We start from the raw sequence: 26,400 nt of genomic DNA, 5'->3' as shown, positions 1-26,400 counted from the left end.
GTAGGCGGGGCCCCGCCACCGCGCCAGCGCGCCCTCGGCGGCCCGCCGGGCGCCCGCCGGGTCGCCGGTCTCCAGCAGCGTCCCGGCCGTGTCGATCAGCGCGTCGAACCGCCAGGCGTCCACGGCCCCGGCCGGCAGCCGCAGCGCGTAGCCGGGAGGCTCGGTGACCAGCACCCGCGCCGGGGTGCGGGGCGGCCGGTCGGGTTCCAGCGCGCGCCGCAGATGCGAGACGAACGACTGCAGCCCCGCCGCGGCGTGCGGCGGGGCCGTGCCCGCCCACAGCTCGTCGACGAGCCGCTCCGCCGGGACCATCCGGCCGTGCGCGGCGGCGAGCCGCGCCAGCACCGAACGGCGGCGGGGCCCGCCGAGGTCGGCCGGGCTCCCGCCCACCTCCGCGCCGAAGGCGCCCAGCACACGCACGGTCGTCATGTCCCGACCAGCCTAAACCGGGACATGACGAACCGCGGCGCGGGTCCCGCGCTAGGCGATCACACGGTGCTGTGCCGCGCCTCGGCCGGCGCCGTCGCGGCGGGCTCGCCGCCCCCGTGCAGGTCGATGGTCGGCAGGACGCGCGCCAGCGGCCCCGGCAGCCACCAGTTCGCCCGGCCGAGCAGCGCCATCGTCGCGGGCACCAGGACCAGCCGGACGACGGTCGCGTCCAGCGCCACCGCGACCGCGAGGCCCACCCCCATCTGCTTGATCACCACGCCGGGGTCCAGCGCGAAGCCGAGGAACACCGTGACCATGATCAGTGCGGCGCTGCTGATCACCCGGCCGGTGGCGGCGAGGCCGCCGGACACCGAGCCCCGCGCGTCGCCGGTGCGCAGCCACTCCTCCCTGACCCGCGACAGCAGGAAGACCTCGTAGTCCATCGAGACTCCGAACAGCACCGCGAACATCAGCAGCAGGATGAAGCTGGACACCGGCACGCTGTGCGGCAGGCCGAGGAGCTCCGCGCCCCAGCCCCACTGGAACACCGCCGTCAGCACCCCGTACGCGGCGCCGATCGACAGCAGGTTCATCGCCGCGGCCTTCAGCGGCGCCAGCACCGACCGGAACACGATCACCAGCATCACGAACGAGGTGGCCACCACCGTGCCGATCACCGGCCAGAGCCGTTCGGCCAGGATCCGCGACAGGTCCACGTAGGTCGCGGTCAGACCCGTGATCTCCGCTCCCGGCGGCAGCGCGCCGTCGCGGATCCGGTCGACCAGCCCGGTGACCCGCTCGTCCTGCGGGCCGTACGCCGGCGTGACGGTGATCACCGCGGCGCTGCGGTCCGGGGCCAGCCGCGGCGGCGCCACCGCCGTCACGCCCTCGGTGCGGGCCAGCCTCTGGCCGAGGCCGGGCAGCGCGTCCGGGCCGGTCCGCTTCAGGTCCACCGCGACGAACAGCGGCCCGTTGGCGCCGTCCCCGAACCCGTCGGCCAGCAGGTCGTACGCCTGCCGCACCGTGTTGGACGACGGCTCGCTGCTGGCGTCGCTCGGCCAGGTGCGCATCCCGAGGGCGGGCGCGGCGAGGGTCAGCATCAGCAGCAGCGCGGCGACCAGCCACGCCCACGGACGGCGCCCGACGTGCTCGGCCCAGCGCCGCACCCGAGCCGAGTCCGTGCCGATCACCGCGCCGGGCGCCCGGTCGCGGCGGCGCAGCACCCGGCGGCCGGCCAGGCCCAGCACGGCGGGCAGCAGCGTGACCGCGCTCAGCACGGTCGCGGCCACCACCAGGCCGGTCGCGAACCCCATGGTCATGAACCCGCGGATCCCCGACAGCAGCAGCCCGCACAGTGCCAGCAGCACCGTGAACCCCGCGAAGATCACCGACAGGCCGGCCGTCGCGATGGCGCGGCCCACCGACTCCGGGACCTCCAGGCCCGCCGCCAGCCCCTCGCGGTGCCGGGTGAGGATGAACAGCGCGTAGTCGATGCCGACGCCCAGCCCCACCATGACCGCCAGGGTCGGGGCGGTCGACGCCACGTTCACGAACGCCGCCAGCACCGTGATCCCCGACACTCCGGCGCCGAGCCCGGCCAGCGCCACCGCGAGCGGCAGCCCCGCCGCGACCACCGACCCGAACGCCAGGAAGAGGATCACCAGCGCGGCCACGATGCCGGCCGCCTCGGCGGCACCGCCGGGCGCCGTCACATTCTCGGGCACCTGCCCGCCGAACTCGACCTGATAGCCGGCCTTCTCCAGGTTCCGTGTCGCCGAGCGCAGCCGGTCGAGCGACGGCTTCGGCGCCAGATCGGTCACCGGCACCGAGTACCGGACGGTGATCAGCGCGGTCGCGCCGTCCGCGCTGGGCTGCGCCGGCGCCACCGCGCTCACGTGCGGCAGCCTCGCCAGCTCGCCGCCCGCCGCGTCCAGCGCCGCCCGGTCCAGCCCGCCGGACCGGGCGTGGACCACGACCCGCGCGTCCGCGCCCGACAGCGCCGGGAACCGCTCCTTCAGCAGGTCCGTCGCCTGCTGCGTGCCCGTCCCCGGCAGGGTGTAGTCGTCGTGCAGGGCCCCGCCGGCGACCCCGGCCAGCCCCGCCATCGCGCCGACCAGCACGAGCCACACCACGATCATCCGCCATGGGCGCAGCGCGGCGGCCCTCCCAAGGCGGTAGAGCAAGCGGGACATCTCATCTCCCCCAGGACTTCTCCATCGGACCTCCCGAGGGTGGCCGCACCCCCTTGACACCGACTTGGCGGCGACTTGCCGCCCCGGAGCCGGGGCACTTGCGGCAGGCTCCGGCGACCGCGGACGCGCGCCGCCCCGTACCCTGGGGGCGTGAGCGAGCTGAACCCCGAGGACGCGAAGATCATCACCCTGGCCCGGGCCGCCCGGGCCCGCACCGGCGCCGCCGAGGGCGCCGCCGTCCGCGACGAGACCGGCCGCACCTACTCGGCCACGAACGTGGACCTGCCGTCCCTGCGGCTGACGGCCCTCGCCGTGGCCGTCGCGATGGCCGTCTCCAGCGGCGCGGAGGACCTGGAGGCCGCCGCGCTCGTCACGGCCGCGGGCGCCGCCGCGTCCGAGGACATCGCCGCCGTCCGCGACCTCGGCCCCAAGGCCCCGGTCCTGGTCGCCGCCCCCGACGGAACGGTGTTGACGTCGATCCCGGCCCACGGCGCTCGCTAGCGCCCGCTGTGTTGATCGCAAGCCCGGCCCAAGGGCTCGCCTGGCGGCTCGCCCTTGACAGATCTTGTGCGAGCGCGAATCGCTTCGCGATCTTCCCGGCGGGGCTCGCCTCCGGCATCGCCCGTCGGTCAGGGCGCGCGCTCGCGTGATGGCCGGGCCGGGTCCTCCGGCCTCCGTCCCCTGACAGAAGTCGTGCCGATGTCGGCTGATGCTCTCGGGAGCCTTGGCGGGTCAGGTGGCGCGGTCGGTTCTCGTCGTGGCGGCGTGGGCGCCGTCGCGGACCAGGCGCCGCACCAGGACCGTTCCGATGCGGTTGCGGCGGCCGGCGATGGTCTCGGCCTTCAGTGACAGGACGGCCCCGCCGCCGTCGCCCGCCGACCCCACCCGCGCCGTGGAGCCCTCGATCGGGACGCGGCCGAGCGCGTGCGCCAGCAGGCCGCCGACGGTCTCGACCTCCTCGGCGTCGAGTTCCACGCCGAACAGCTCGGCGAGGTCCTCGACGGGCAGCCGGGCGGTGACCCGGGCGGCGCCGTCGGGTAGCCAGGTGACCGGCGGGGTCTCCCGGTCGTACTCGTCGGTGATCTCCCCGACGATCTCCTCGAGGATGTCCTCGATCGTGACCAGCCCGGCGGTGCCGCCGTACTCGTCGATCACGATCGCGAGGTGGATCCGCCGGGCCTGCATCTCGCGCAGCAGCTCGTCGATCGGCTTGCTGTCGGGCACGTACGTGGCCGGGCGCATCACCGAGTCGACGGTCTCCACCGACTCGCCCTCGCGGTGCTCGTGGCTGCGCCGCACGACGTCCTTGAGGTAGGCGATGCCGACGACGTCGTCCTCGTTCTCACCGACCACGGGGATCCGCGAGAAGCCGCTGCGCAGCGCCAGCGACATCGCCTGCCGCAGCGTCTTGCCCCGCTCGATGAACACGATGTCGGTGCGCGGCACCATCACCTCGCGCACGAGCGTGTCGCCCAGCTCGAACACCGAGTGGATCATCTCCCGCTCGTCCGGCTCGATGAGGCTGCGCTGCTCGGCCAGGTCGACCAGGTCGCGCAGCTCGGCCTCGGACGCGAACGGCCCCTCCCGGAAGCCCTTGCCGGGCGTCAGCGCGTTGCCGAGCAGGATCAGCAGCCGGGGCAGCGGCCCGAGCACCCGGGCGACCGGGTGGATCACCGCGGCGCCCGCCAGCGCGATGCGGTCGGCGTGCTGGATGCCGAGCGTGCGGGGCCCCACGCCGATCACGACGTAGCTCACCACGATCATGATCGCGGCGGCCACCACGTAGGCGCGCCAGGTCTCGTCCAGCCAGGAGATGCATAGGTCCGCGACGATCACGGTGGCGACCAGCTCGCAGCCGATGCGCAGCAGCAGCACCACGTTGACGTAGCGGGCCGGGTCGGCGACGACCTCCGCCAGCCGCCGGGCGCCGCGCCGGCCGTCCCGGACGATCTCCTCGACCGTCACCCGCGACACCCGGGCGAGCGCCGTCTCCGCGCCGGCCAGCAGGCCCGCGAGCAGCACCAGGAGGACGGCCAGGGCCGACAGCCAGCCCTGCGCGCCGCTCATCACCGGCCGCCCGGCGCGCGCGCCGTCATGACCGGCCGCGTTTCTCCTGCCAGGAGCCGAGCAGCCCGGCCTGCAGGGCGAACATCTCCTTGTGCTCCTCCGGCTCGGCGTGGTCGTAGCCGAGCAGGTGCAGGATGCCGTGCGTGCACAGCAGCTCCAGCTCGGCCTCGGTGCTGTGCCCGGCCTCGCGCGCCTGCCGCTCGGCCACCGCCGGGCACAGCACGACGTCGCCGAGCAGGCCCGGGTCGGCGTCGCCGTCCTCGTCGGCGCCGCCGGACAGGTGGCCGGGCCGCAGCTCGTCCATCGGGAAGGAGAGCACGTCGGTCGGGCCCGGCTCGTCCATCCACTTCTCGTGCAGCTCGGTCATCGCGGCCTCGTCCACGATCAGGACCGACAGCTCCGCCAGCGGATGCACGCGCAACCCGTCCAGCACGTGCCGGGCCAGGTCGGCCAGGTCCTTCTCGGCGACCGGCACGCCCGACTCGTTCAGGACCTCGATGCTCACTGCCGGCCCCGCTTGCGGGACTGGCCGCGGCCCCCCGCGCCCTGGTTGAGCTCGGGCACGCGGGACTCGTCATAGCGGTTGTAGGCGTCGACGATGTCGGTGACCAGCTTGTGCCGGACGACGTCGTGGCTGTTCAGGCGGCAGAAGTGGATGTCGGCCACGCCCTCGAGGATCTCCTGCACGACGCGCAGGCCGCTCAGGTGCCCGCTGGGCAGGTCGACCTGGGTGACGTCGCCCGTCACCACCACCTTCGAGCCGAACCCGAGGCGGGTGAGGAACATCTTCATCTGCTCGGGCGAGGTGTTCTGCGCCTCGTCGAGGATGATGAACGAGTCGTTCAGGGTCCGGCCGCGCATGTAGGCCAGCGGCGCCACCTCGATGGTGCCGGCCGCCATCAGCCGGGGGATCGAGTCGGGGTCGACCATGTCGTGCAGCGCGTCGTACAGCGGCCGCAGGTAGGGGTCGATCTTCTCGTAGAGCGTGCCGGGCAGGAAGCCGAGCCGCTCCCCCGCCTCGACGGCGGGGCGGGTCAGGATGATCCGGTTGACCTGCTTGTCCTGCAGGGCGCGGACCGCCTTGGCCATCGCCAGGTACGTCTTGCCGGTGCCGGCCGGCCCGATCCCGAACACGATCGTGTGCTTGTCGATCGCGTCGACGTAGCGGCGCTGGTTCAGCGTCTTCGGGCGGATCGTGCGGCCTCGGTTGGACAGCACGTCGAGGGTGAGGACCTCCGCCGGGCGGGCGCCGCTCTCACCGCGCAGCATCGCGAGGCTGCGCTCGACCGCGTCGGGGGTGAGCTGGGTGCCGCCCTGGAGCAGCTCGACCATCTCGGTGAACAGCCGGGACACCAGCTCGGTCTCCTCGCCGGGGCCGGTCACGGTGATCTCGTTGCCGCGGACGTGGATGTCGATGCCGTCACCGAACGCGCGCTCGATCGCGTGGAGCGTCTCGTCCCGCGAGCCCAGCAGGCTCACCATCGAATGGTCGTCCGGCACCACGATCTTGATCTGGGAGCGCGAGCCCGCACGGTCGTCGCGCCGCCGTTGAGTTGATTCGACCATCAGCCGGGCCTTGCGGCCTCTCAGACCTGCCTTCTGTCCGCTTCCGGGTGTCCAGCGTGTGTCCCGTCCATGGTACTGGGCACTCGCGACGGAACGCCGCTCGATTTCCGCCCGTCCCTGTCGATTCGGCGGCGGGCGCGGGGGGGCGGTGACCGCGGGCGGCGGCCCCTGCGTCAGCCGGGCGGCCAGTTCAGGCCACGGCCGCCCAGGACGTGCGCGTGCACGTGGAACACCGTCTGCCCGGCGCCGGCGCCGGTGTTGAACACGACCCGGTAGCCGGTGCCGTCCACGCCCTCGTCCACCGCGACCCGGTGGGCCTCGCCGAGCACCTCGCCGAGCAGCCCGACGTCGGCGGCGGCCAGCTCCGCGACCGACGGGTGATGATCCTTGGGAATGACCAGCACGTGCGTCGGCGCCTGCGGGTTGATGTCACGGAAGGCGACGACGCGCTCGCCCTCACGGACGATCGTGGCGGGCACCTCACCGGCAACGATCTTGCAGAACAGGCAGTCGGACATGGGTCTCCTCGGTCTCCTCCCGGGCGGACGCCGCCGCCGGAGATCCTATCGAGCCCCGCGCGAGCGCCCGTGGGCGGTGCCGGGTGACCGGCGGGTCGTACTGATCGATCTCCGCTTGTCGAGCCGCATTCCCACCCGCCACTCGTTAAGGTTGTCAATTCAAGGCGTACCCCCCGGTCCGCAGGCATTTGCGGCACGCCCCGCCCTGGCACGGAACGCCCGTCCGTGCCGTCGCGCAGGCGTCGTCCGAATGGACGGCCGGAGGACGGCAAAGGCGGCGAATAGGTGACCGAGGCAGACCAAGAAATGCCCTTTCGTAAACCGGACGAGGAGGGTGCGCGTCCCACTGACGTGACCGAGACCCTCGTGGCCAGGGGCGCGGCGGGGGCCGTCGCCGTCGCCTGGGACGCCGATCAGGCGGTGACCGCGCTCTACAGCGCCAACTACCGCTCGCTCGTCCGGCTCGCCGCCATGCTCGTCCGGGACGCGGGGACCGCCGAGGAGGTCGTGCAGGACGCGTTCGTCGCGATGCACGGCGGCTGGCGGCGGCTGCGCGACCCCGACAAGGCCCTGTCGTACCTGCGCCAGTCGGTGGTCAACCGGTCGCGATCGGTGCTGCGGCACCGCGCCGTCGTCGAGAAGTACGCTCCGAAGGGGCTCCCCGACGCGCCGAGCGCGGAGGCCGGGGCCATCGGGGAGCTGGAGCGCTCGGCGGTGATCGACGCGCTCTCGGGCCTCCCCGCCCGGCAGCGGGAGGCGCTCGTCCTGCGCTACTACGCCGATCTGTCCGAAGCGGAGATCGCCCACACGATGGGCATCTCCCGCGGCGCCGTGAAGAGCCACACGGCGCGCGGCATGACCGCGCTACGCAACGTCCTGGAGCAGTTCTCATGACCACCGACCCCCACGACGAGCACGGCGAGATCCTCCGCCGCGCCCTGCACGCGGAGGCGGACACGGTCACCCCCGCGGACGACGGCCTGGAGCGCATCCGGGCCCGGATCGCCGACGGCGGCGGCCGCCGCCACTTCCTCCTGGACCGGTTCGGTCCCGCCCGGTTCACGATGGACCGGTTCAGCGTCGCCTGGGCCCGCCCCGTCCTGGCCGTCGCCGCGGCCGTGGCGGTCGCCGGAATCGGCGTGACCGCGCCGCGGACCATCGACCTCATCCAGCATTCGGTGGGCGCCAACGGCGCCTCCGGCGGGCCGCGCGACCAGGCCGACGGCGACCGCTCCGACCCGCAGGGCCGCCCGGTGTCCCCCGGCGCCCCCACGGTGTCCGGGCCGAGCGCGACCGGCTCGCCGAGCGAGACGCGGCCGCCCCGGACCAGCGACTCGCCGGGCATGTCGTCCTGCGTCGTCTCACCTGGCGCGACGGCGTCCGCGTCCTCGCGGTCGCCGAAGGGGGAGACCGCTCCCCCGTCGTCGATCCCGGCGTGCCCGCAGGAGTCCCCGACGCAGAAGCCGACCCACGCGACGCCGACCCCGACGCCGACCAAGCCGACCGAGCCCACGCCGACCGAGCAGCAGCCCACGCCCTCCACGTCCAGCGAGCCGGCCATCACCTCCGACCAGAGCTCCGGGACCCCGTGATCTAGAGCCCGGCCGGGCCCCTTCCCGCGGCGTCACGGCGGCGAGGGCTACCAGCGGCCGGTCGCCGCCAGGAGGACGGCGGCGGCCGCGACGCCCGCGGTGGACGTGCGCAGCACCGTCGGGCCCAGGCGGACGGGACGTCCGCCCGCCGCGGCGAAGGCCGCCAGTTCGTCCTCGGTGACGCCGCCCTCGGGTCCGACCACGACCAGGATCTCGCCGTCCGCGGGCGTCCCGACGGCGCTGAGCGGCTCCTCGGCCTCCTCATGCAGGACCAGCGCGAGCGACGCGGCGCCGATCCGGGCGGTGACGTCGGCGGTGGAGGCGAGCTCCGGCACCTCGGGCAGCCGGCTCCGCCGCGCCTGCTTGGCCGCCTCGCGGGCGGCGTTCCGCCAGCGGCCGAGGGCCTTGTCGCGGCGGTCCGGGCGCCACTGCGTGACGCAGCGCGCCGCCGCCCACGGGACGATCCCGTCGACGCCGACCTCTGTCATGGTCTCCACGGCCAGCTCGCCCCGGTCGCCCTTCGGCAGGGCCTGGACGACCGTGAGCCGGGGGGCGGGCGGAGGGAGCCGGTGCCGGGCCATGACGTCCAGCGTGAGGGACGCGCGGTCGGCCGCGGCGACGACGCACTCGGCGAGCAGCCCCGCGCCGTCGGTGAGATCGACCCGCTCACCGGGCCGCAGCCGGCGGACGGTGGCGGCGTGCCGGCCCTCGGGCCCGTCCAGGACGACGCGGCCGCCCTCCAGCGCCGCGGTCTCGGCCAGGAACACCGGCGGGCTCATCCCGCCCCCCTCTCACGGCGGGCCGCCGCGGCGGCCTTCGCGATAGGCCGCCGCGGTCGCGTTTCAATGCTGGTTGAACACGTCCCGGATCCGGGAGAACATGCCGCGCTGCCCGGGCGCGAACTTGCCCGGCGGACGCTCCTCGCCGCGCAGCTCGGCCAGCCGCCGCAGCAGCTCCTCCTGCTCCTCGTCGAGCCGGTTCGGCGTCTCCACGTTGACGTGGATCATCAGGTCGCCGCGGCCGCTCTCGTTCAGGTGCCGGACGCCGCGCCCGTACAGCGTGATGACCTGGCCGGACTGCGTGCCCGGCTTGATGTCGATGCCCTCGGCGGCGTCCAGGGTCTCGATCGTGACGCTGGTGCCGAGCGCCGCCGCGGTCATCGGGATCTCGACCGTGCAGTGCAGGTCGTCGCCCTCCCGCTCGAAGATCGGGTGCGTCTTCTCCACGATCTCCAGGAACAGGTCGCCCGCCGGGCCGCCGCCCGGGCCGACCTCGCCCTCGCCGGCGAGCTGGATGTGGATGCCGTTCTCGACGCCCGCAGGGATCTTGACCTTGACGGTGCGGCGGGTGCGGACCCGCCCGTCGCCCGAGCACTCCGGGCACGGGTTGCGGATCACCGAGCCGAAGCCGCCGCACGCCGGGCACGGCCGGGCCGTCATGACCTGGCCGAGGAACGAGCGCTGCACCTGCTGCACCTCGCCCCGCCCGTGGCAGGTCTCGCAGGTCTCCGGGTGGGTGCCGGGGGCGCAGCCCGTGGCCTCGCAGGCGGCGCAGGCCACCGCGGTGTCGATGGACAGCTCGCGGGTGGTGCCGAACGCGGTCTCGGCCAGGTCGAGCTCGACCCGCAGCGTGGCGTTGCGGCCGCGCCGGGCCCGCGAGCGCGGGCCGCGGGAGGTCGCGGTGCCGAAGAAGGCGTCCATGATGTCGCTGAAGGGGAACCCGGCGCCGCCGAAGCCGCCGGCGCCCGCCCCGCCCCCGGGCGCGAACGGGTCCGCGCCGAGGTCGTACATCTCGCGCTTCTTGGGGTCGGAGAGCACCTCGTACGCCTGGGTGATCTCCTTGAACTTCTCCTGGGTCTCCGGATCCGGGTTGACGTCCGGGTGGAGCTCCCGCGCGAGCCGGCGATAGGCCTTCTTGACCTCGTCGGCGCTGGCGTCCCGCCGGACGCCCAGGGTCGCGTAGTAGTCGTTGGCCACTTACGACCCCGCCAGGATCTGTCCCACGTAGCGTGCCACTGCCCGTACCGCTCCCATCGTGCTGGGGTAATCCATGCGTGTCGGCCCGAGCACTCCCAGCCGGGCCAGCGTGAGGTCGCCCACGCCGTAGTCGGCGGCGACGACCGAGGTCGATCGGAGCCCCTCATCGGGGTTCTCGGTGCCGATCCGCACCGTAACTGTAGAGGAGTCGCCCGTCTCGCCGAGCAGCCGCATCAGGACGACCTGCTCCTCCAGCGCCACCAGGACCTCCCGCAGGCTCTGCGAGAAGTCGACGGCGGCCAGATTCGCCGCACCGGCGAACACGATCTTCTCCTCGTGGTTCTCGACGAGCGTCTCCAGCAGGACCGACAGCACCGCCGCCGCGAGCGGACGATCGTCGGACCCCACCTTGCCCGGCAGATCGGCGATGGCCGTCGGCACCTCGCCGAGCCCCACCCCGTCCAGGCATGTGTTGAGCAACGCCCGCAGGTGCCCGATCGATTCCTCGGAGATCGCGGCGCGCTGCTCGGAGGCGGTCGCCCCCGCGTACGGCCCGATGTCGATGAGGCGCTGCTCCACCCGGCCGGTGTTGGTGATCAGGACGAGCAGCAGCCGGCCCTCGGCGACCGGGACCAGCTCGACGTGCCGCACCGAGGAGCGGGTCAGCGAGGGGTACTGCACGACGGCGACCTGGCGGGTCAGCTGGGCGAGCAGCCGCACCGTGCGGCCGACCACGTCGTCGAGGTCGTAGGCGCCGGTCAGGAAGGTCTCGATCGCGCGGCGCTCGGGGACCGACAGCGGCTTGATCGTCGACAGCCGGTCGACGAACAGCCGGTAGCCCTTGTCGGTGGGGACCCGGCCGGCGCTGGTGTGCGGCTGGGCGATGTACCCCTGCTCCTCCAGCACGGCCATGTCGTTGCGGATGGTGGCCGAGGAGACCCCGAGGTTGTGCCGGTCCACCAGGGCCTTGGAGCCCACCGGCTCGTTGGTGGAGACGTAGTCCTCGACTATGGCGCGCAGGACCGCGAGTTTCCGGTCGTCCAGCACGTGGTCACCTCCTTCTCCCCAGCCGCGGGCCGCCCGGGGCGTCGCGCCCGGCCCGTTCTCCTGGCACTCCGTCCCTCCGAGTGCCAAGTGTACGGCCCGGCGGCGGCACTCTGGAGTGCCCTCGCCCCGCGCGCTCGCCCGGCGGCTGCGCGATCTTATCCACTGAGGCCTCCCACCAGGCAGATCCCGGCAAACACATCGTCATCCACAGGAAACCGGCCATCCACCCCGGGGCCGCCCGGGGCCGCGCGGGCGTTGCGCCGCCACGCCGCCGGACGAGGGGCGACGCCACCGCGGCCGGTCTTGCCGTTAATCTGCGGACCCGTGCGGAGCAAGGACTATGGAAACGACGCGCTGACCGGCGACTGGCGGCGCCCACGCAAGGGCCGGATACCCGAGATCGCGGCCGAACCCGGCCTCGTCGCCGAGGACCCCGACAGCGGCTTCTGCGGCGCCGTGGTCGGCTGCGACAAGTTCGGCGTCACGCTGGAGGACCGGTTCGGCAAGCGGCGGGTGTTCCCCCTGACCCGGTCCGGTTTCCTCATCGACGGCAGGCCGGTCACCCTCGTCCGCCCGGCCGCCGCCCCCCAGGGCCCCGCCCGGTCCGCATCCGGCTCCATCGCCGTCCAAGGGCTGCGCGCCCAGGTCGCCAAGGAGAGCCGCATCTACGTGGAGGGCCTCCACGACGCCGAGCTGGTGGAGAAGATCTGGGGTCACGACCTGCGCGTCGAAGGCGTCGTCGTGGAGTACCTGGAGGGCGTGGACGACCTGCCCGCCATCGTCGAGGAGTTCGCCCCGGAAGAGGGGCGCCGGCTCGGCGTCCTCGTGGACCACCTCGTGGCCGGCTCCAAGGAGAGCCGCATCGCCGCCCAGGTGACCTCCCCGCACGTCCTCGTCACCGGGCACCCCTTCATCGACATCTGGGAGGCCGTCAAGCCCGCCGCCGTCGGCATTCGGGCCTGGCCGCGCGTCCCCCGCGGCGTACCCTGGAAGGAAGGGGTCCTCGCCGAGCTCGGCTGGGGGGACGACGTGGGCGCGAGCTGGAAGCGGATCCTGCGCGCGGTGAACGCCTACACCGACCTCGAGCCCGCCCTTCTGGGGCGCGTCGAGGAGCTCATCGACTTCGTGACCGCACCCTGACTCCGGCCCGCCCGCGGGCGGCGCCGCGAAGGAGCACGCGATGACGCACGGGCAGCCGGAACCGCCGGGGCAGGACGACCGGGCGGCCCGGGGATACGGAGAACAGGCGGGGCAGGGCGGGCAGCCCGGCCAGCCGGGCGGAACCGATCCCGGATACGGGCAGTACGGGAACACCCAGCCGGGCATCGGCGGGCCCGCGTACGGGCCCGCGGGATACGGGGGCACTGGCTCTGGCTACGGCCAACCGGCCTACGGGCAGCCCGGATACGGGCAGCAGGACTATGGCCAACCCGGCTACGGGGATCCGGCCTATGGGCAGGCGGCCGGATACGGGCAGTCTTCCCCGTACGGGCACCCTGGATACGGGCAGGCGGGCTACGGGCAGCAGGGCTACGCGCAAGGGGGCCAGCTCCAGCCGTACGGCGCTCCCGGGTACCCGGTGGTCTCCTCCGACGACCGGACCTGGGCGATGCTGGGCCACCTGGGCATGTTCCTGACCGGCTTCGTCGCCCCGCTGCTGGTCTACCTGATCAAGAAGGACCAGTCGCCGTTCCTGCGCCACCACGGCGCCCAGGGCCTGAACTTCGCGATCACCCAGTTCGCCTACCTGATCATCAACATCGTGCTGATGTTCCTGCTGATCGGGTTCCTCACCTGGTTCGCGCTGGCGATCGCGCAGCTCGTGCTGGTGATCATGGCGGCGGTCGCGGCCAACCGGGGCGAGTGGTACCGCTATCCGTCCTTCATGGCCTGGCCGATGATCACCTGAGCCGGTCCCGGCGCGGGTGGCCGGGCTCAGGTCAGGTCGCGGACGACCGCGTCCGCGAGCAGGCGCCCGCGCCGGGTGAGGACCGCGCGTCCGCGCTCGTACGGTCCGGGCTCGACCAGCCCGGCGCCGATCGCGCGCCGGGCCGCCGCGTCGTCGAGCAGCCCCGCCGGGCAGCCCGCGGCCAGCCGCAGCTCCAGCATGATCCGCTCGACGCGGCGGTCGGCGGCCGACAGGACCTCCCGGGCGTGCGCCGGGGTCGTGCCCTCGGCGAGGCGGGCGGCGTAGGCGGCGGGGTGCTTGACGTTCCACCAGCGCGTCCCGCCCACGTGGCTGTGCGCGCCCGGCCCGACCCCCCACCAGTCGGCGCCCGTCCAATAGAGCATGTTGTGGCGGCAGGCGGCGGCCGGTCCGGTCGCCCAGTTGGAGATCTCGTACCAGTGGAGCCCGTGCGCGCCCAGGAGGTCATCCGCGATGAGGTAGCGGTCGGCCATGGCGTCGTCGTCCGGCATGGCCAGCTCGCCGCGCCGGACCTGCGCCGCCAGGCGCGTTCCCTCCTCGACGATGAGCGCGTACGCCGACACGTGGTCGGGCTCCGCCGCGAGGGCGGCCTCCAGGGAGGCCCTCCAGTCGTCGTCGGTCTCCCCTGGCGTCCCGTAGATGAGGTCGAGGTTGATGTGCTCGAAGCCTGCCTTGCGCGTCCACTCCACGACCTCCGGGACGCGACCGGGGGTGTGAGTGCGCTCCAGGACGGCCAGCACATGCTCGCGCGCGCTCTGCATGCCGTACGAGACGCGTGTGAACCCCGCTTCGCGGAGCTTCCCCAGGTACGCCTCGTCCACCGACTCCGGATTGGCCTCCGTGGTGACCTCCGCTCCCGGCGCGAGCCCGAACTCGGCGTCGATCGCGGCCAGGACGCGGCCCAGATCGTCCGGAGGGAGCAGGGTCGGTGTGCCGCCGCCCACGAACACCGTCTCCACGGGCAGATCGGCTTCGCCGAGGACACGCCGCGCCATCCGCACCTCGGCGATGGCGGTGTCGGCGTAGGAGTCGCGGCTCGCGCCGGGCCCGAGCTCCGTCGCCGTGTAGGTGTTGAAATCGCAGTAACCGCACCGGGTCACGCAGAAGGGGACGTGGACGTAGAAGGCGAACGGCCGCGCGCCCAGCTCCTTCAGGGCGCCACCGGGCAGCGCACCGTCGGCGGGTACGGGATCACCATCGGGCAGTGTCGAGGGCACCCTCCAAGTCTGCCGCGCCCGGAGCCCTGCTCGATCCGCCGGGGTCCCGGTCGGTCAGGGCGCGGTCGGTCAGGGGCACGGTCGGTCAGGGGCACGGTCGGTCAGGGCGCGGGGGGCGGGGGCGCTGCGGGTCAGGCGTCGCCGAGCCTGGCGCGCAGCCAGCCGGGGATGTGCTCGTCCGTCCGGGGGAACCGGTCGAGGTCGAGGGCGAAGGCGGCGGGCGTCAGCGGCGGGGTGAACTCAGGCTCGCCGTCATAGTCGAACTCCGCGCTGAAGCGGCCGGAGCGCTCGACCTCCAGCCGGGCGGTGAACCAGGCGCCCTTGCCGCGCCGGTACATGGCGCGGCGCAGCTCGTCCATCCTCCCGACGGCCTGGCCCGGCGGCATGGCCTGGCGCCGCTCCCCGCCCGCGTCCACGACCTCGAAGGACGCGCTGTCGATCCCGACCGTCGCGCGGAACTCGAAGCAGAGCCGCTCCCAGCCGGCGGGCGCGGCCGAGCGCAGCGCGCGGACGGCGCCGTTCACGGCCTCCCGTTCCGCCGGGGAACGCAGGACCTGCTCGGGCCGAGTCACGTTCGAACCTCCGGGAGGTCGGTCGGGTCGGGCCGGGCACGGGTCCCGCCGCGGCCGCTGCCCTCCGACCGTACCGACATATCCGCCCTGGCCAAGCAACGGCCGCCGTGTCGCGGCGAAACCGGCCGGCCGCGCCGCGGCCGACCGGGACGATCATGGTCGAGCCGGACGGCCCGCCGCGGCGGGGCCACGGCGGTCCGCCGGGGCGCGCCGGGAGAGGGGTGAATAGGGCATGCCGTACCGCTTGGCCGGATAGGGTCGTCGGAATGCGGATTGAGGAGGCGGCGGCGGGGTACGCGCGGGTGCCCGCGCGCGTCCTGCTGCGCGGCGAGCCGGACGGCTGGCACTGCGTGGTCGTGGACGGCGCCGGTGCCGAGCGCCGCACGGACCTCGCCGGCGCCGGGACCCGCTGGAGCAGCGCGCGCGCCTCCGGCCCCGAGCCGCCCTGGTGGGGCCGCAGGCTCGCCGAGACGGCCGAGAGGCTGCGCGAGCTGGTCGCCGAACGGCTGACCGACGCCGTCTTCGGCGAGTTCGGCGCCGAGGCGGCCATCACCTGGTTCGCCGTGGACGAGCCCGTCGAGTGGGAGGGCCTCGTCACCCTCCAGGAGCCCGACCCCGCGCGCTTCCCGGGCCGTGTCGCGCCCTACGTCATCACGCTCGAACCCGGGCGCGGCGCCCTGCTCCCGGACGTGAGCCTGCTGTTCTCCACGCGCGCGTCCGACGCCTGGACGGCCCTCGCCGGCGTCGCCGAGCACTGCCGGACCGCTCCGCCGCAGGCGTCGTTCCTGTGCGGCTGGGCCGACCACCGCAGCGTCCGGATCGGGCGCGGGCGGCTCGCGCTGTCCACCGAACGCGGCGAGGACGGCGTCGAGCGGATCGCCGAGATCGTCGGGACCCGCCGCCCCGGCTGGAGCGGCAACCCCGAGCTGCGCCTGCGGCTGGACGGCGTCGATCTGCTCGACGAGCCCGCCGCCGACGTCGCCGCACTGCTGCGCGGGCTCGGCCACGAGATCGTCCGGCCCTCCGGCGGGCACGGCGGGACGCTCCGGGTGCCCGCGATCGGCCTCAGCCTCTACGGTCCGGACCCGCGCGACCGCGCCGAGCCCGCGGGGCCCGGACCGGCCGGCCCGGACCGCTTCGCCGCCGCGTCATTCCAGCTCCCGAGCGCCCTCGCCGCCCTCCGCACGATCACCTGACGGCGCGCTCGCGGGGACGCGCGGCCATCCCATCCGGCGCGGGGACCCGCCGCCGTGCCCGGCCCGCCCTACCGGTGCCGTCACTCGGGAGCCGTCGGCCCGCTACGCGTCCGACACGCGAGGACGACCGGCCCGTCACCCCGGCGCAACCCCGCGCTCCTAAGTTCGCCGATCATGAGAAGCCGTGTGCGTTCCGCCGTCCTCGCCCTGACCGGCGCCGCTCTCGCGAGCGCGCCCCTCGCCGTCGCTCCCGCCCACGCCTCCGCGGCGCCGGGCACCCTCCAGATCCACCGGGGCGGTCCGGCCCGGTCGCTGTCGTTCACCGCCCGGCACGACGGCGAGGCCGTGATCGGCTTCACCGCCGCCGCGCCGGGCGTCTCCTGGGCCGTGAAGGGCGCCGAGTCCGCCGTGGTGTCCGTCGCGGTCGACGGGCACCACGTCACCGACCTCGTCGTCCCCTCCGCCGACCCGACCCCGCGCAGCCTCGGCCTCGGCCCCGTCCGGCAGGGCCGGCACCGGGTGACGCTGCGGTTCGCCCGCGGCAGCGCCCCCGCCGCCCGCCGCGTCACCCTGGCGCGCCCCCGCGTCTCCGTCCCCCGCACCGACCAGACCGTCCTGCGGCACGCCCCCGTCGTCGTCGGGCGCGTCAACGGGCCGCTGAACGACCCGTACCAGAACGCCGTCACCGACACCCCGCTGATCGCCTGGCACGAGACGCGGCCCGCCGCCACGCCCGGCCACCAGGTCATCGAGTACTCGGTGGTGTGGAGCAACGAGGACGGCGGCACCGACTCGCCCGCGCTGATGGCCCGCTGGGGCCGCACCACCGACATCGAGTGGATCTACCGCGTCGAGGTCGACGCGCAGGGCCGCCGCGTGGACGGGACGAACGTCTACCAGGCGCCCGAGCACCAGACGCTGCGGTTCACCGGCCGCTACGACGGCGACCACCCGCTGCTGCAGACGTGCACGCAGAACAACAACATGTGCGACGCCGTCGCGCCGGTCTCGCCGCTGCGCTTCCTGCTCGACACCACCGCCACCCGCCCCGACGGCCGCACCCGCGAGGTCGTCATGGACCGCGAGCCGTGGACCTACCAGATCATGGCGCAGGAGATGCTCCGCGAGGGGAAGATCGAGAAGCCGTCCGACCCCGCCACCGTCCAGGTCGGCGACCAGCGCACGTACCTGTACGCCGAGCTCGCCAAGACCACCGGCGCCGCCACCGGGACGGGCTCGCGGCCGGGCGTCGCGCTCGGCGTCCGGCTGAAGTCCGACCCGTCGCGCCTCTTCCGCTCCGACCACGACCAGCCCACCTGGTCGATCGACCGGGACGGCGCGGCCGCCACGACCGTGGAGCTGCCCGAGGGCACGCGGGCCTCCGACATCGCGAGCGTCGAGGCGATCCGGCGGCCGACCGGCACCGGCGACAACGGCGCGCCCGCCACGGTCACCGCGATCAACCGGGGCTTCTTCCTGGACGCGTCGTACCTGCCGCAGGCGTCCGCCGTCTCGTGGACGGGCTCGGTCACGCTGACCCCGCAGCAGCCCACCAGCGTCCTCTGGCGTCCCTGACGCCCCCCGTCGCCGGCCCGTGACGCGAATCGGTCACGGGCCGGCGAATCCGGGAACCGATGCGAACTCCGGGCGCGTCGAAGGAGTCGTACACTTCGCCAGTAGCTCGCAGGTGAGCTCGCACAGCGGACTCGGAGAGGACACTCGCCATGGCCTACGGGCCTCCCCCGTCGCCCGGCCAGGGTCAGCAGCCCGGATGGCAGCAGCAGTCCCAGTGGCAACAGCCGCAGGGACCCCAGTGGCAGCAGCAGCCGCCACAGCAACCCCAGCAGGGCTCCGCGTGGCAGCAGCCCCAGCAGAGCGGGCCGCAGAACCCGGGCTGGCAGCAGCCGCAGGGGCAGCCGGGCCCCGCCCCCGTCCACACGGGTCCCGTCACCGACGACGACAAGACGTGGTCGCTGATGGCCTATGTGGGCCAGTTCGTCGTCGGCGCGATCGCGCCCGCGGTCGTCTACCTCGGCAAGGCCCGCACGCCGTTCGTGCGACGCCACGCGGCGCAGGGCCTCAACATGGGGATCGCCGCCATCGTGGTCTGGATCGTCGGCGGGCTGCTGTCCATGGCCGCGGAGATGCTCATCTGGATCCCCCTGATCTTCACCGCGGTCGTGATCTTCTTCCTGGTGTACGCGGCGCGCGCCGCCAACCGCGGCGAGTTCCGGCGAGTGCCGTCCGCCGTGGCCTGGCCCATAGTGAAGTAACCGCCCACACGACGCGACCGCCGGCCCGGCGTGACTGCTCACACGACGCGAACGGCGGCGCGACGTGAACGCCCACACGACGTGACCGCCGGCGCGATGCGACCGGCGGCGCGACGCGACCGCCAGCCCGACGTGAACGCTGGCGCGACGCGACCGCCCACACGACGTGAACGCCAGCGCGACGTGAACGCCGGCGCAATGCGACCGGCGGCGCGACGCAACCGCCGGTCCGACGCGACCGCTGGCGCGATGCGACCGCCCACACGACGTGAACGCCAGCGCGACGTGAATGCCCCACACGATGTGACTGCCAGCGCGATGTGACCGGCGGCGCGATGTGAACGGTGGCACGACGTGGCCGGTGGCGGGTGAGGCGTGTGGGCCGGGCGGGTGGTCAGCCCGCGGGTTCGGAGGCCGGCCGCGTCTCCTCGGTCGGCCGCGCCTTTGATCCGTCCGTGCCGGGTCCGGCCTGGGCGGCGCCGGGTCCCGGGCCGCCCGGGCCCGGCAGGATCGTCATCGTGCCCGGCTCGCCCGGCCGCTGGTCGAGTCGCACCACACGCCCCGGATAGGCGCGGGCGGCCATCTCGACGTCGCGCTCGTCCCATTCGCCGTAGAACACCGGGCACCCGTCCCACAGCTCGGCCTTCTCCGCGCCCGTCGGCCACCGCCGGCCGAAGACGTCCACGAGGATCGGCTCCTCGCAGTGCGGCATCCCGGGACCGGCGCCCGGGCCCCCGCCGTCGTCGCCGGACGGGAGGTACTCGGACATGGATCTCCTCCTGGGGAAGCCGGGCACCTGCGGCGGCTCGAAGAGCTCGGCGGGCGCCACCTCGATGTCGAAAGGCCGGGACGACCGGCGGGACTTCCCCCACGGCACGCGCTCGCGTCCGTACCGCCCGTCCGTGCCCAGTTCGTGGATCCACACGCCGGGCCGCGCGGGGTCAACGGTGTCGACGACCCAGTAGGACTCGACGCCGAACCGCTCGTACAGAGCGCACTTGGCCAGCAGATCGGCCGCACCCGAGGCGGGGGACGCCACCTCGACGGCCAGCAGAGGCGCGCCCCGGAGATACCGGAGACCCTCCACCTGCTCCTTGTGGAACACCATCAGGTCGGGCCGCAGCCAGGTATCGGCCGCCAGTCGCGCGCCGAAGCCCGTCGTGTGCTCTTGGCCGGGCCGTTGCGCCAGCGCGAACGAGACGGCCAGATCCGAGACGAGAAACTGGTGCAGCAGGGTGTGACTCACGACGTCCAGTGTCCATGTGTGAGCGTTGCGTCACCACCCGTTTGGGGGAACCCGCCGTCCCTGCTACTTCTTGCCCTTGTCCGTGGGCTCGCCACCGGTGGACAGCGCCGCGACGAAGGCCTCCTGCGGGACGTCCACCCGGCCGATGGTCTTCATCCGCTTCTTGCCCTCCTTCTGCTTCTCCAGCAGCTTGCGCTTACGGGAGATGTCGCCCCCGTAGCACTTGGCGAGGACGTCCTTGCGGATCGCCCGGATGTTCTCCCGCGCGATGATGCGCGCGCCGATCGCGGCCTGGATGGGCACCTCGTACTGCTGCCGCGGGATCAGCTCCTTGAGCTTCGCGGTCATCATCAGCCCGTACTCGCGCGACTTGTCCTTGTGGACGATCTGGCTGAACGCGTCCACCGACTCGCCCTGCAGCAGGATGTCGACCTTGACGAGGTCGGCCTCCTGCTCGCCGCTCGGCTCGTAGTCGAGCGAGGCGTACCCGCGCGTCCGCGACTTGAGCTGGTCGAAGAAGTCGAAGATGATCTCGGCGAGCGGGAGGGTGTAGCGGATCTCGACGCGGTCCTCCGACAGGTAGTCCATGCCGAGCAGGACCCCGCGCCGCCCCTGGCACAGCTCCATGATCGCGCCGATGTGCTCGGCCGGGGACAGCAGCGTCGCCTTGACCACCGGCTCGTACACCGAACCGATCTTGCCCTCGGGGAACTCGCTCGGGTTGGTGACGGTGTGCTCCGACCCGTCCTCCATCTCCACCCGGTAGACGACGTTCGGCGCGGTCGAGATCAGCGACAGGCCGAACTCGCGCTCCAGCCGCTCCCGGACGATCTCCATGTGCAGCAGCCCCAGGAACCCGCAGCGGAACCCGAAGCCGAGCGCCGCCGAGGTCTCCGGCTCGTAGATCAGCGCGGCGTCGTTCAGCCGCAGCTTGTCGAGGGCGTCCCGCAGATCGGGGTACTCGTCGCCGTCCACCGGGTACAGGCCCGAGAACACCATGGGCTTCGGGTCCTGGTAGCCGCCGAGCGCGCCGGGCGCCGGCCGCGACGCGCCGGTGACGGTGTCGCCCACCCGCGCCTGCCGGACGTCCTTCACACCGGTGATCAGGTAGCCGACCTCGCCGACGCCGAGCCCCTGCACCGGCTTGGGCTCCGGGGAGATCACGCCGACCTCCAGGGTCTCGTGCGCGGCCCCGGTCGACATCATGAGGCTCTTCTCGCGCCGCGAGAGATGCCCGTCCATGATCCGCACGTAGGTCACGACGCCCCGGTAGGTGTCGTACACCGAGTCGAAGATCAGCGCCCGCGCGGGCCCGTCCGGGTCGCCGACCGGCGCCGGCACCTCCCGGACGATCTTGTCGAGCAGCGCGCCGACGCCCTCGCCGGTCTTGCCCGACACCCGCAGCACGTCCGCCGGGTCGCAGCCGATGATCCCGGCCAGCTCCTCGGCGTACTTCTCCGGCTGCGCGGCGGGCAGGTCGATCTTGTTCAGCACGGGGATCAGGTGCAGGTCCGCCTCGAGCGCCAGGTACAGGTTCGCGAGCGTCTGCGCCTCGATGCCCTGCGCCGCGTCCACCAGCAGCACCGCGCCCTCGCACGCCGCCAGTGACCGCGACACCTCATAGGAGAAGTCGACGTGGCCCGGCGTGTCGATCAGGTTGAGGACGTACTCCCGGTCGCCGGACGCCCACGGCAGCCGCACCGCCTGGCTCTTGATCGTGATGCCGCGCTCGCGCTCGATGTCCATGCGGTCGAGGTACTGGGCGCGCATCTGGCGCTCCTCGACCACACCCGTCAGCTGCAGCATCCGGTCGGCGAGCGTCGACTTGCCATGGTCGATGTGCGCGATGATGCAGAAGTTGCGGATGATCGCGGGATCGGTCTTGTTGGGCTCAGGCGCTGGCACCGGGGTCCGTTCGCAAACTCACTGGTGGACATGGATCTGTACCCCCATGGTCCCATGCCGCGCGCCGTGCTCCGTGCAGTCCCCGCGTCCGGCCGGTTTGGGGCGGGCTCCCGGCATTGGTAGGCTGTGCGACTGCGTGTGGCGTAGCGTCGTGCCCCGGGGGCACCGTCCGCCCCCGTTGGACATTCGTTGGAGCCTGCCGCATCGAGCAGGCGTGGATCGCAACCAAGCTGAGGCACTACGACGTGGCTAACATCAAGTCCCAGATCAAGCGCAACAAGCAGAACGAGAAGGCCAGGCTGCGCAACAAGGCCGTCAAGTCCGAGCTGAAGACGGCGATCCGCAAGTTCCGCGAGGCCGCGGAGTCCGGCGACGTCGAGCAGACCATCGCCGCGCAGCAGCACGCCGCCCGCAAGCTGGACAAGGCCGCCAGCAAGGGCGTCATCCACAAGAACCAGGCCGCCAACCGCAAGTCGGCGATCGCCAAGCAGGCCGCCGCCCTGCAGGCGAAGTAACGCGCGTACGCCAGGGGCCGGCCGCGTGCGCCGGCCCCGACGCATGTCCATGGACGAACGCCGCGCGGTGAAGATCTCCAAGTATCTCGCCAAGCACCTGCGGCATCGCCCCGAGCGGATCGGCCTCACGCTCGACGCCGCGGGGTGGGCGGACGTGGACGCGTTGCTCGCCGCCGCGGCCCGGCACGGCTTCGCCCTCACCCGCGACGAGCTGGAGCACGTCGTCGCCGTCAACGACAAGCGACGCTACGCCTTGGAGGGCGACCGGATCCGCGCCCTCCAGGGCCACACCGTCCCGGTCGAGCTCGGCCTCCCGGTGACGCCGCCGCCGGACCTGCTGTACCACGGCACGCCCGCCGGGGCCGTCGAGACGATCCTGCGCGAGGGCCTGCGGCCGATGGGCCGTCACGCCGTCCACCTGTCGGCCGACGCGGAGACGGCCCGCCGCGTCGGCGCCCGCCGCGGCGAGCCCGTCGTGCTGACCGTCGACGCGGCCCGGATGGCCGCCGACGGGCACCAGTTCCGCGTCAGCGCGAACGGCGTGTGGCTGGCCGGTTCCGTGCCGGCGCGATATCTTCGCTGATCCGCGCCGCCTCCGCCCACGACCCGACCCGCCGCACCCAGTCCGGCCCCTCCTGCGGGCCGAACAGATACCGGTACGGCACGATGTCGCGGATCGCCCGGTGCACGTCCAGGCGGTCATCGATCATGTGCGTGATCCCCAGGTCCCGGCAGTGCTCCGCCTTCTCCGCGCGCCTGCGGCAAAAGCGCACGTTCTCGCGCGGCAGCCCCACCCGCGCGTAGAAGCCGGCGTGGTCGAGCCAGGCCAGCGTCCGGTGCCGGACCCGCTCCCCGCACTTGGAGATGATCCAGGCGCGTCCGCCGAAGGCCGCCACGAGCGCGGGCAGCACCTCGAACATCCCCTCCGTGGCTGGCGAGGCGAGCGCCTCCTCCAGGCTCCCGTCGAGGAAGGCGGTGTCGGCGCCGCCGGGGGCCAGCGGCCCCCCGTGGATGACCCGGCCGAAGTCCACGCCGAGTCTCGGTTCGATGTTCATGCCCCCACCATCGAACCTCGCTTCCTCAAGCGGAACTATCAATGAGGCGTCGAACTATAGTCCGGCACTATGGACCTCGATCGCCTGTCCACGGACGCGCTCGCCTCGTTCGCCGTCTTCGCCGACCACCTCAACTTCACCCGCGCCGCCGAGGACCTCCACATCTCCCAGCCGTCCCTGCACGTCAAGGTCCGCAAGCTGTCGGAGTCCCTCGGCCGGCCGCTCTACCGCCGCCGGGGACGCCGCCTCGTCCTCACCGCCGAGGGCGAGGCCGTCGCCCGCTTCGCCCGGGACCTCGACTCCCGCGTCACGGCGTTCCTCGCCGACCTGTCCGGAACGTCGCCGGCCCGCGTCCCCACCCTGGCCGCCGGGGAGGGCGCCTACCTGTACCTGCTCGGCGACGTCGTCCGTTCGGGCGTGCGCCTGATCAACGGCGACCGCGCCCGTACACTCACGGCCGTTCGCACCGGCCGGGCCGACGTCGGCGTCTGCGTCCTCGACGTCCTGCCCGGCGACGTCCGCGCCGTCCCGCTGGCCGCCTACCCGCAGGTCCTCGTCCTGCCCGGCGACCATCCGCTGGCCGCCCGGCCCGCCCTCACCCTCGCGGACCTGGCGGGCGCGCCGCTGGTCGTCCCGCCCCCGGCCGGTCCCCATCGCATCGCCCTGGAACGCGCCCTCCGCGCCGCCGACGTCCCGTGGACCCTCGCGGTCGAGGCCGAGGGCTGGCCGCTCCTCCTGCACTTCGTCGGCCTGGGCATCGGCCTCGCCGTCGTCAACGGCTGCGTCACCCCGCCGCCCGGCCTGGTCCGCCGCCCGATCACCGACCTGCCGACGGTGCCCTACTACGCCCTCCACCTACCGGAACGCGAAGGCGATCCACTGGTGACGACGCTCCTGACGAGAATCCAGGAGACCATCCCCACCCCCTGATACTCGGCCCCGGCTTGAGCACGACAACACCACGCGGCCGCGCTCAGCGGCCCGGCCGCACCTCACCCGGGACGCCAAGATCGTGGCCGAGGACTCCTAACTTCGGGCGGCGACGATTTCGGAGACGGTCTTCTCGAGGGCGTAGGCGGGGTCGGCCGCGCCGCCCTTCACGGCGGCGTCGGCCTCGGCGACGGCCGCCAGCGCGCGGGCCACCCCGTCGCCGGACCAGCCGCGCAGCTGGCGCTGCACCCGCTCGATCTTCCATGGCGGCATGCCCAGGTCCTTGGCCAGCGCCGCGCCCCTGGCCCCGCGCGGCGCCCCGCCGACCTTGGCCAGGCCCCGGACGCCCTGGGCCAGCGCGCTGACGAGAAGCACCGGCGCGACGCCCGTCGCGAGGGCCCAGCGGAGCTGCTCGAGGGCCTCGGCGAGCTGCCCCTCGATGGCCTTGTCCGCCACCGTGAACCCGCTGACCTCGGCCCGGCCGCGGTAGTAGCGGGCGACGGCCGCGTCGTCGACCTTGCCGCCGGTGTCGGCGACGAGCTGGCTGCAGGCCGCGGCGAGCTCGCGCAGGTCGTTGCCGACCGCCTCGAGCAGCCCGCGCGCGCCGTCCGCGGAGATCTTCCCGCCCGCGCGGCGGATCTCGGCCCGGATGAAGTCGACCCGTTCCCCCACCTTGGTGACCTTCGGACACGTGACCTTGCGCGCCCCGAGCTTGGTGAGCCCGTCCACCAGCGCCTTGCCCTTGGCGCCGCCGTGGTGGACGGCGACGAGCGCGACGTCGTCCGCGGGGGTCTTGGCGTACTTGAGCACCTCGGCGGTGAGGTCCTTGCCCAGATCCTGCGCCGCCCTCAGGACGAGGACCTTGCCGCCCCCGAACAGCGAGGGCGAGGTCAGCTCGGCCAGCCGTCCCGGCTCCAGCCCGCCGGGCGCCAGATCGGTCACCTCGGTGTCGGGGTCCGCCGCGCGGACCGACGCGACGACATCGCCGATCGCCCGCTCGACGAGCAGCTCTTCGTCTCCCACGATCAGGGTGATGGCCTCAACAGACACCCCTGCAGCATCCCACGCCCGCTCCCCCACCGCGGCGCCTTCCCCCGCCCCACCCACCGAAGACCGCCATGCGCTCCCCACCTCCCCAACCCCGCTTCGCCGCTCACCCGTGCCGGCACAGCTCACCCGCTCAAACGCGCCCCTCCCCAGCCGAACCCATCCGGCCGCATAAACCCTCCCCACTCGCCGCCTCCGCTTCCCGGCATGGCAGGCCAGCGGCGACTAACACCCACGACCCGGACGGCGATCCGAACAATGGCGACGTCCCCCTAGCCGGTGCGAAGCACGCGTCCGGACGCATAGGCCCCCTCACCAACCCCCGCTCTCCCGAGGTGGCGGGTCAGTGGCGGGGGACGGCGGCGACTCCGGTGGCGGTTCGGATGATGGCGATGTCTCCCTCCTGGTCGGTGCGGTGCACTTGGGTGTGAAGCCGGTGCAGGAGGCCGATGGTCGACGAGGAGGGGTGACCGTAGTCGTTCCGCTCGCCGACCGAGATGAGCGCGATGGAGGCTCGGGCGGCGGCCAGGAAGAGCGGATCCTGGCTGCGAGAGCCGTGATGGGGCACCTTCAGCACCTGGACGCGCGGGACGGCCGTTTCCAGGGCGCGCTGAGCCTGGGTCTCGACGTCGCCGGCGAGCAGGGCGCTGAAGCCGGGCCTGCGCGCCACCAGGACGACGCTCGCGTTGTTGATCGTCGTGCCGTCGTCGCCCGGCAGGAGGGACGGGCCCACGGTGGGGGCGAGCACCGAGACGGTGAGACCTCCGGTGGACCAGCACTGGCCCGGGAGGGCCGGGCCGCCGGGCAGGCCCGCGGTGAACCGCGCCTCGCGCCCCGACGTGCGGGGAGTCGTCAGGACTTCGTGGACCGTGCGGCCGTGCCGGACGCCCGCGGTGCCGTTGACGTGGTCCGCGTGAGGGTGGGTCAGGACGAGCAGCGGGACGTCCCGGACGCGCAGACGGCTCAGGCAGCGATCGACCGGCGCGGGGTCGGGCCCCGCGTCCACGACAACGGCCCGGCCCGGACCGGCGGCCAGGACCAGCGCGTCGCCCTGGCCCACGTCGCAGGCGACCATCTGCCAGCCCGGGGGCGGCCAGCCGGGGGCCAGGACGCGCAGGGCGACGACGGCG

The 26,400-nt window shown here is 73.6% G+C and carries 27 protein-coding genes; 11 read left to right on the top strand and 16 right to left on the bottom strand.

The features are described 5' to 3' along the window. On the bottom strand, positions 1-429 hold a 429-nt coding region (locus tag E1291_RS22270), incomplete at its 3' end, for an AfsR/SARP family transcriptional regulator (protein WP_131739914.1). A gap of 59 nt (positions 430-488) precedes the next feature. Then, the gene (locus E1291_RS22265; protein ID WP_131739913.1) at positions 489-2,621 is read right to left on the bottom strand and encodes an MMPL family transporter; all 2,133 of its coding nucleotides are present in this window, start codon (positions 2,619-2,621) and stop codon (positions 489-491) included. A gap of 150 nt (positions 2,622-2,771) precedes the next feature. Here E1291_RS22265 and E1291_RS22260 point away from each other — a divergent pair, with 150 nt between their 5' ends. Next, positions 2,772-3,122: a cytidine deaminase-like protein gene (locus E1291_RS22260; protein ID WP_131739912.1), complete on the top strand. Its 351-nt coding sequence runs from the start codon at positions 2,772-2,774 to the stop codon at positions 3,120-3,122. A 231-nt stretch (positions 3,123-3,353) separates the two neighbouring features. Here E1291_RS22260 and E1291_RS22255 read toward each other — a convergent pair whose 3' ends face one another. The 4 genes from E1291_RS22255 to E1291_RS22240 all read right to left on the bottom strand — a co-directional run bounded on the left by E1291_RS22255 (position 3,354) and on the right by E1291_RS22240 (position 6,772). Continuing rightward, positions 3,354-4,688: a hemolysin family protein gene (locus E1291_RS22255; RefSeq protein WP_131739911.1), complete on the bottom strand. Its 1,335-nt coding sequence runs from the start codon at positions 4,686-4,688 to the stop codon at positions 3,354-3,356. Between the two features lie 25 nt (positions 4,689-4,713). Next, on the bottom strand, positions 4,714-5,193 hold the full coding sequence (ybeY, locus tag E1291_RS22250) for an rRNA maturation RNase YbeY (RefSeq protein ID WP_131739910.1): 480 nt from the start codon (positions 5,191-5,193) through the stop codon (positions 4,714-4,716). Further along, positions 5,190-6,254 (bottom strand): PhoH family protein, encoded by a 1,065-nt coding sequence (locus E1291_RS22245; RefSeq protein ID WP_131739909.1) that lies wholly within the window; start codon positions 6,252-6,254, stop codon positions 5,190-5,192. The genes ybeY and E1291_RS22245 overlap by 4 nt, the downstream gene beginning before the upstream one ends. Positions 6,255-6,427: 173 nt before the next feature. Then, positions 6,428-6,772 carry a histidine triad nucleotide-binding protein gene (locus E1291_RS22240; RefSeq protein WP_131739908.1) on the bottom strand — a complete coding sequence of 115 codons (345 nt, stop codon included), beginning with the start codon at positions 6,770-6,772 and terminating at the stop codon, positions 6,428-6,430. A gap of 351 nt (positions 6,773-7,123) precedes the next feature. On the opposite strand from E1291_RS22240, the gene E1291_RS22235 reads away from it, so the two are divergent. Next, the gene (locus E1291_RS22235; protein WP_242614307.1) at positions 7,124-7,666 is read left to right on the top strand and encodes a SigE family RNA polymerase sigma factor; all 543 of its coding nucleotides are present in this window, start codon (positions 7,124-7,126) and stop codon (positions 7,664-7,666) included. Beyond that, a complete protein-coding gene (locus E1291_RS22230; RefSeq protein WP_131739907.1) occupies positions 7,663-8,364 on the top strand; it encodes a hypothetical protein in 702 nt (233 codons plus the stop codon). The genes E1291_RS22235 and E1291_RS22230 overlap by 4 nt, the downstream gene beginning before the upstream one ends. Positions 8,365-8,411: 47 nt before the next feature. Here the strand turns inward: E1291_RS22230 and E1291_RS22225 are convergent, their stop codons facing one another. The 3 genes from E1291_RS22225 to hrcA form a co-directional block, all read right to left on the bottom strand. Further along, positions 8,412-9,143: a 16S rRNA (uracil(1498)-N(3))-methyltransferase gene (locus E1291_RS22225; protein WP_131739906.1), complete on the bottom strand. Its 732-nt coding sequence runs from the start codon at positions 9,141-9,143 to the stop codon at positions 8,412-8,414. Between the two features lie 63 nt (positions 9,144-9,206). After that, on the bottom strand, positions 9,207-10,340 hold the full coding sequence (gene dnaJ / locus E1291_RS22220; protein ID WP_131739905.1) for a molecular chaperone DnaJ: 1,134 nt from the start codon (positions 10,338-10,340) through the stop codon (positions 9,207-9,209). Continuing rightward, positions 10,341-11,387 (bottom strand): heat-inducible transcriptional repressor HrcA, encoded by a 1,047-nt coding sequence (gene hrcA / locus E1291_RS22215; RefSeq protein ID WP_131739904.1) that lies wholly within the window; start codon positions 11,385-11,387, stop codon positions 10,341-10,343. Positions 11,388-11,711: 324 nt separating this feature from the next. On the opposite strand from hrcA, the gene E1291_RS22210 reads away from it, so the two are divergent. Then, the gene (locus E1291_RS22210; RefSeq protein WP_131739903.1) at positions 11,712-12,527 is read left to right on the top strand and encodes a DUF3097 domain-containing protein; all 816 of its coding nucleotides are present in this window, start codon (positions 11,712-11,714) and stop codon (positions 12,525-12,527) included. A gap of 40 nt (positions 12,528-12,567) precedes the next feature. Further along, positions 12,568-13,296, top strand: a complete 729-nt coding sequence (locus E1291_RS44690; RefSeq protein ID WP_131739902.1) for a DUF4870 domain-containing protein — start codon at positions 12,568-12,570, stop codon at positions 13,294-13,296. A gap of 26 nt (positions 13,297-13,322) precedes the next feature. On the opposite strand, the gene hemW is transcribed toward E1291_RS44690, so the two are convergent. Continuing rightward, positions 13,323-14,531, bottom strand: a complete 1,209-nt coding sequence (gene hemW / locus E1291_RS22200) for a radical SAM family heme chaperone HemW (RefSeq protein WP_131739901.1) — start codon at positions 14,529-14,531, stop codon at positions 13,323-13,325. 131 nt (positions 14,532-14,662) lie between these two features. Further along, the gene (locus E1291_RS22195; protein ID WP_131739900.1) at positions 14,663-15,103 is read right to left on the bottom strand and encodes an antitoxin YezG family protein; all 441 of its coding nucleotides are present in this window, start codon (positions 15,101-15,103) and stop codon (positions 14,663-14,665) included. Positions 15,104-15,369: 266 nt separating this feature from the next. Here E1291_RS22195 and E1291_RS22190 point away from each other — a divergent pair, with 266 nt between their 5' ends. The 3 genes from E1291_RS22190 to E1291_RS22180 all read left to right on the top strand — a co-directional run bounded on the left by E1291_RS22190 (position 15,370) and on the right by E1291_RS22180 (position 18,572). Then, a complete protein-coding gene (locus E1291_RS22190; protein ID WP_131739899.1) occupies positions 15,370-16,299 on the top strand; it encodes a hypothetical protein in 930 nt (309 codons plus the stop codon). A gap of 174 nt (positions 16,300-16,473) precedes the next feature. Further along, positions 16,474-17,874, top strand: a complete 1,401-nt coding sequence (locus E1291_RS22185) for a hypothetical protein (protein WP_131739898.1) — start codon at positions 16,474-16,476, stop codon at positions 17,872-17,874. A gap of 149 nt (positions 17,875-18,023) precedes the next feature. Further along, the gene (locus tag E1291_RS22180) at positions 18,024-18,572 is read left to right on the top strand and encodes a DUF4870 domain-containing protein (protein ID WP_131739897.1); all 549 of its coding nucleotides are present in this window, start codon (positions 18,024-18,026) and stop codon (positions 18,570-18,572) included. 394 nt (positions 18,573-18,966) lie between these two features. Here E1291_RS22180 and E1291_RS43350 read toward each other — a convergent pair whose 3' ends face one another. Beyond that, a complete protein-coding gene (locus E1291_RS43350; protein ID WP_207400879.1) occupies positions 18,967-19,818 on the bottom strand; it encodes a Uma2 family endonuclease in 852 nt (283 codons plus the stop codon). A gap of 63 nt (positions 19,819-19,881) precedes the next feature. After that, on the bottom strand, positions 19,882-21,723 hold the full coding sequence (gene lepA, locus E1291_RS22170) for a translation elongation factor 4 (RefSeq protein WP_131739896.1): 1,842 nt from the start codon (positions 21,721-21,723) through the stop codon (positions 19,882-19,884). A 245-nt stretch (positions 21,724-21,968) separates the two neighbouring features. Here lepA and rpsT point away from each other — a divergent pair, with 245 nt between their 5' ends. Next, positions 21,969-22,238, top strand: coding sequence for a 30S ribosomal protein S20 (gene rpsT / locus E1291_RS22165; protein ID WP_131739895.1), 270 nt, complete (start codon positions 21,969-21,971; stop codon positions 22,236-22,238). 43 nt (positions 22,239-22,281) lie between these two features. Further along, positions 22,282-22,821: an RNA 2'-phosphotransferase gene (locus tag E1291_RS22160; protein ID WP_370771020.1), complete on the top strand. Its 540-nt coding sequence runs from the start codon at positions 22,282-22,284 to the stop codon at positions 22,819-22,821. On the opposite strand, the gene E1291_RS22155 is transcribed toward E1291_RS22160, so the two are convergent. Further along, on the bottom strand, positions 22,766-23,293 hold the full coding sequence (locus tag E1291_RS22155; protein WP_131739894.1) for a hypothetical protein: 528 nt from the start codon (positions 23,291-23,293) through the stop codon (positions 22,766-22,768). The two genes, E1291_RS22160 and E1291_RS22155, sit on opposite strands and share 56 nt — an antisense overlap. A gap of 69 nt (positions 23,294-23,362) precedes the next feature. Here E1291_RS22155 and E1291_RS22150 point away from each other — a divergent pair, with 69 nt between their 5' ends. Next, entirely contained in the window at positions 23,363-24,223 is an 861-nt protein-coding gene (locus E1291_RS22150; RefSeq protein ID WP_131739893.1) for a LysR family transcriptional regulator, read from the top strand. 96 nt (positions 24,224-24,319) lie between these two features. Here the strand turns inward: E1291_RS22150 and holA are convergent, their stop codons facing one another. Beyond that, positions 24,320-25,273, bottom strand: coding sequence for a DNA polymerase III subunit delta (gene holA / locus E1291_RS22145; protein ID WP_131739892.1), 954 nt, complete (start codon positions 25,271-25,273; stop codon positions 24,320-24,322). A 340-nt stretch (positions 25,274-25,613) separates the two neighbouring features. Then, positions 25,614-26,400, bottom strand: a 787-nt coding sequence (locus E1291_RS22135; protein WP_131739891.1) for a ComEC/Rec2 family competence protein, incomplete at its 5' end; no start/stop codon positions are given.

It is taken from the genome of Actinomadura roseirufa (genome assembly GCF_900659635.1).
In the GTDB taxonomy this organism is placed as follows: Bacteria; Actinomycetota; Actinomycetes; order Streptosporangiales; family Streptosporangiaceae; genus Spirillospora; species Spirillospora roseirufa.
The sequence above is the reverse complement of the archived record's forward strand: the minus strand, read 5'-3'. Positions and strand labels throughout refer to the sequence as shown.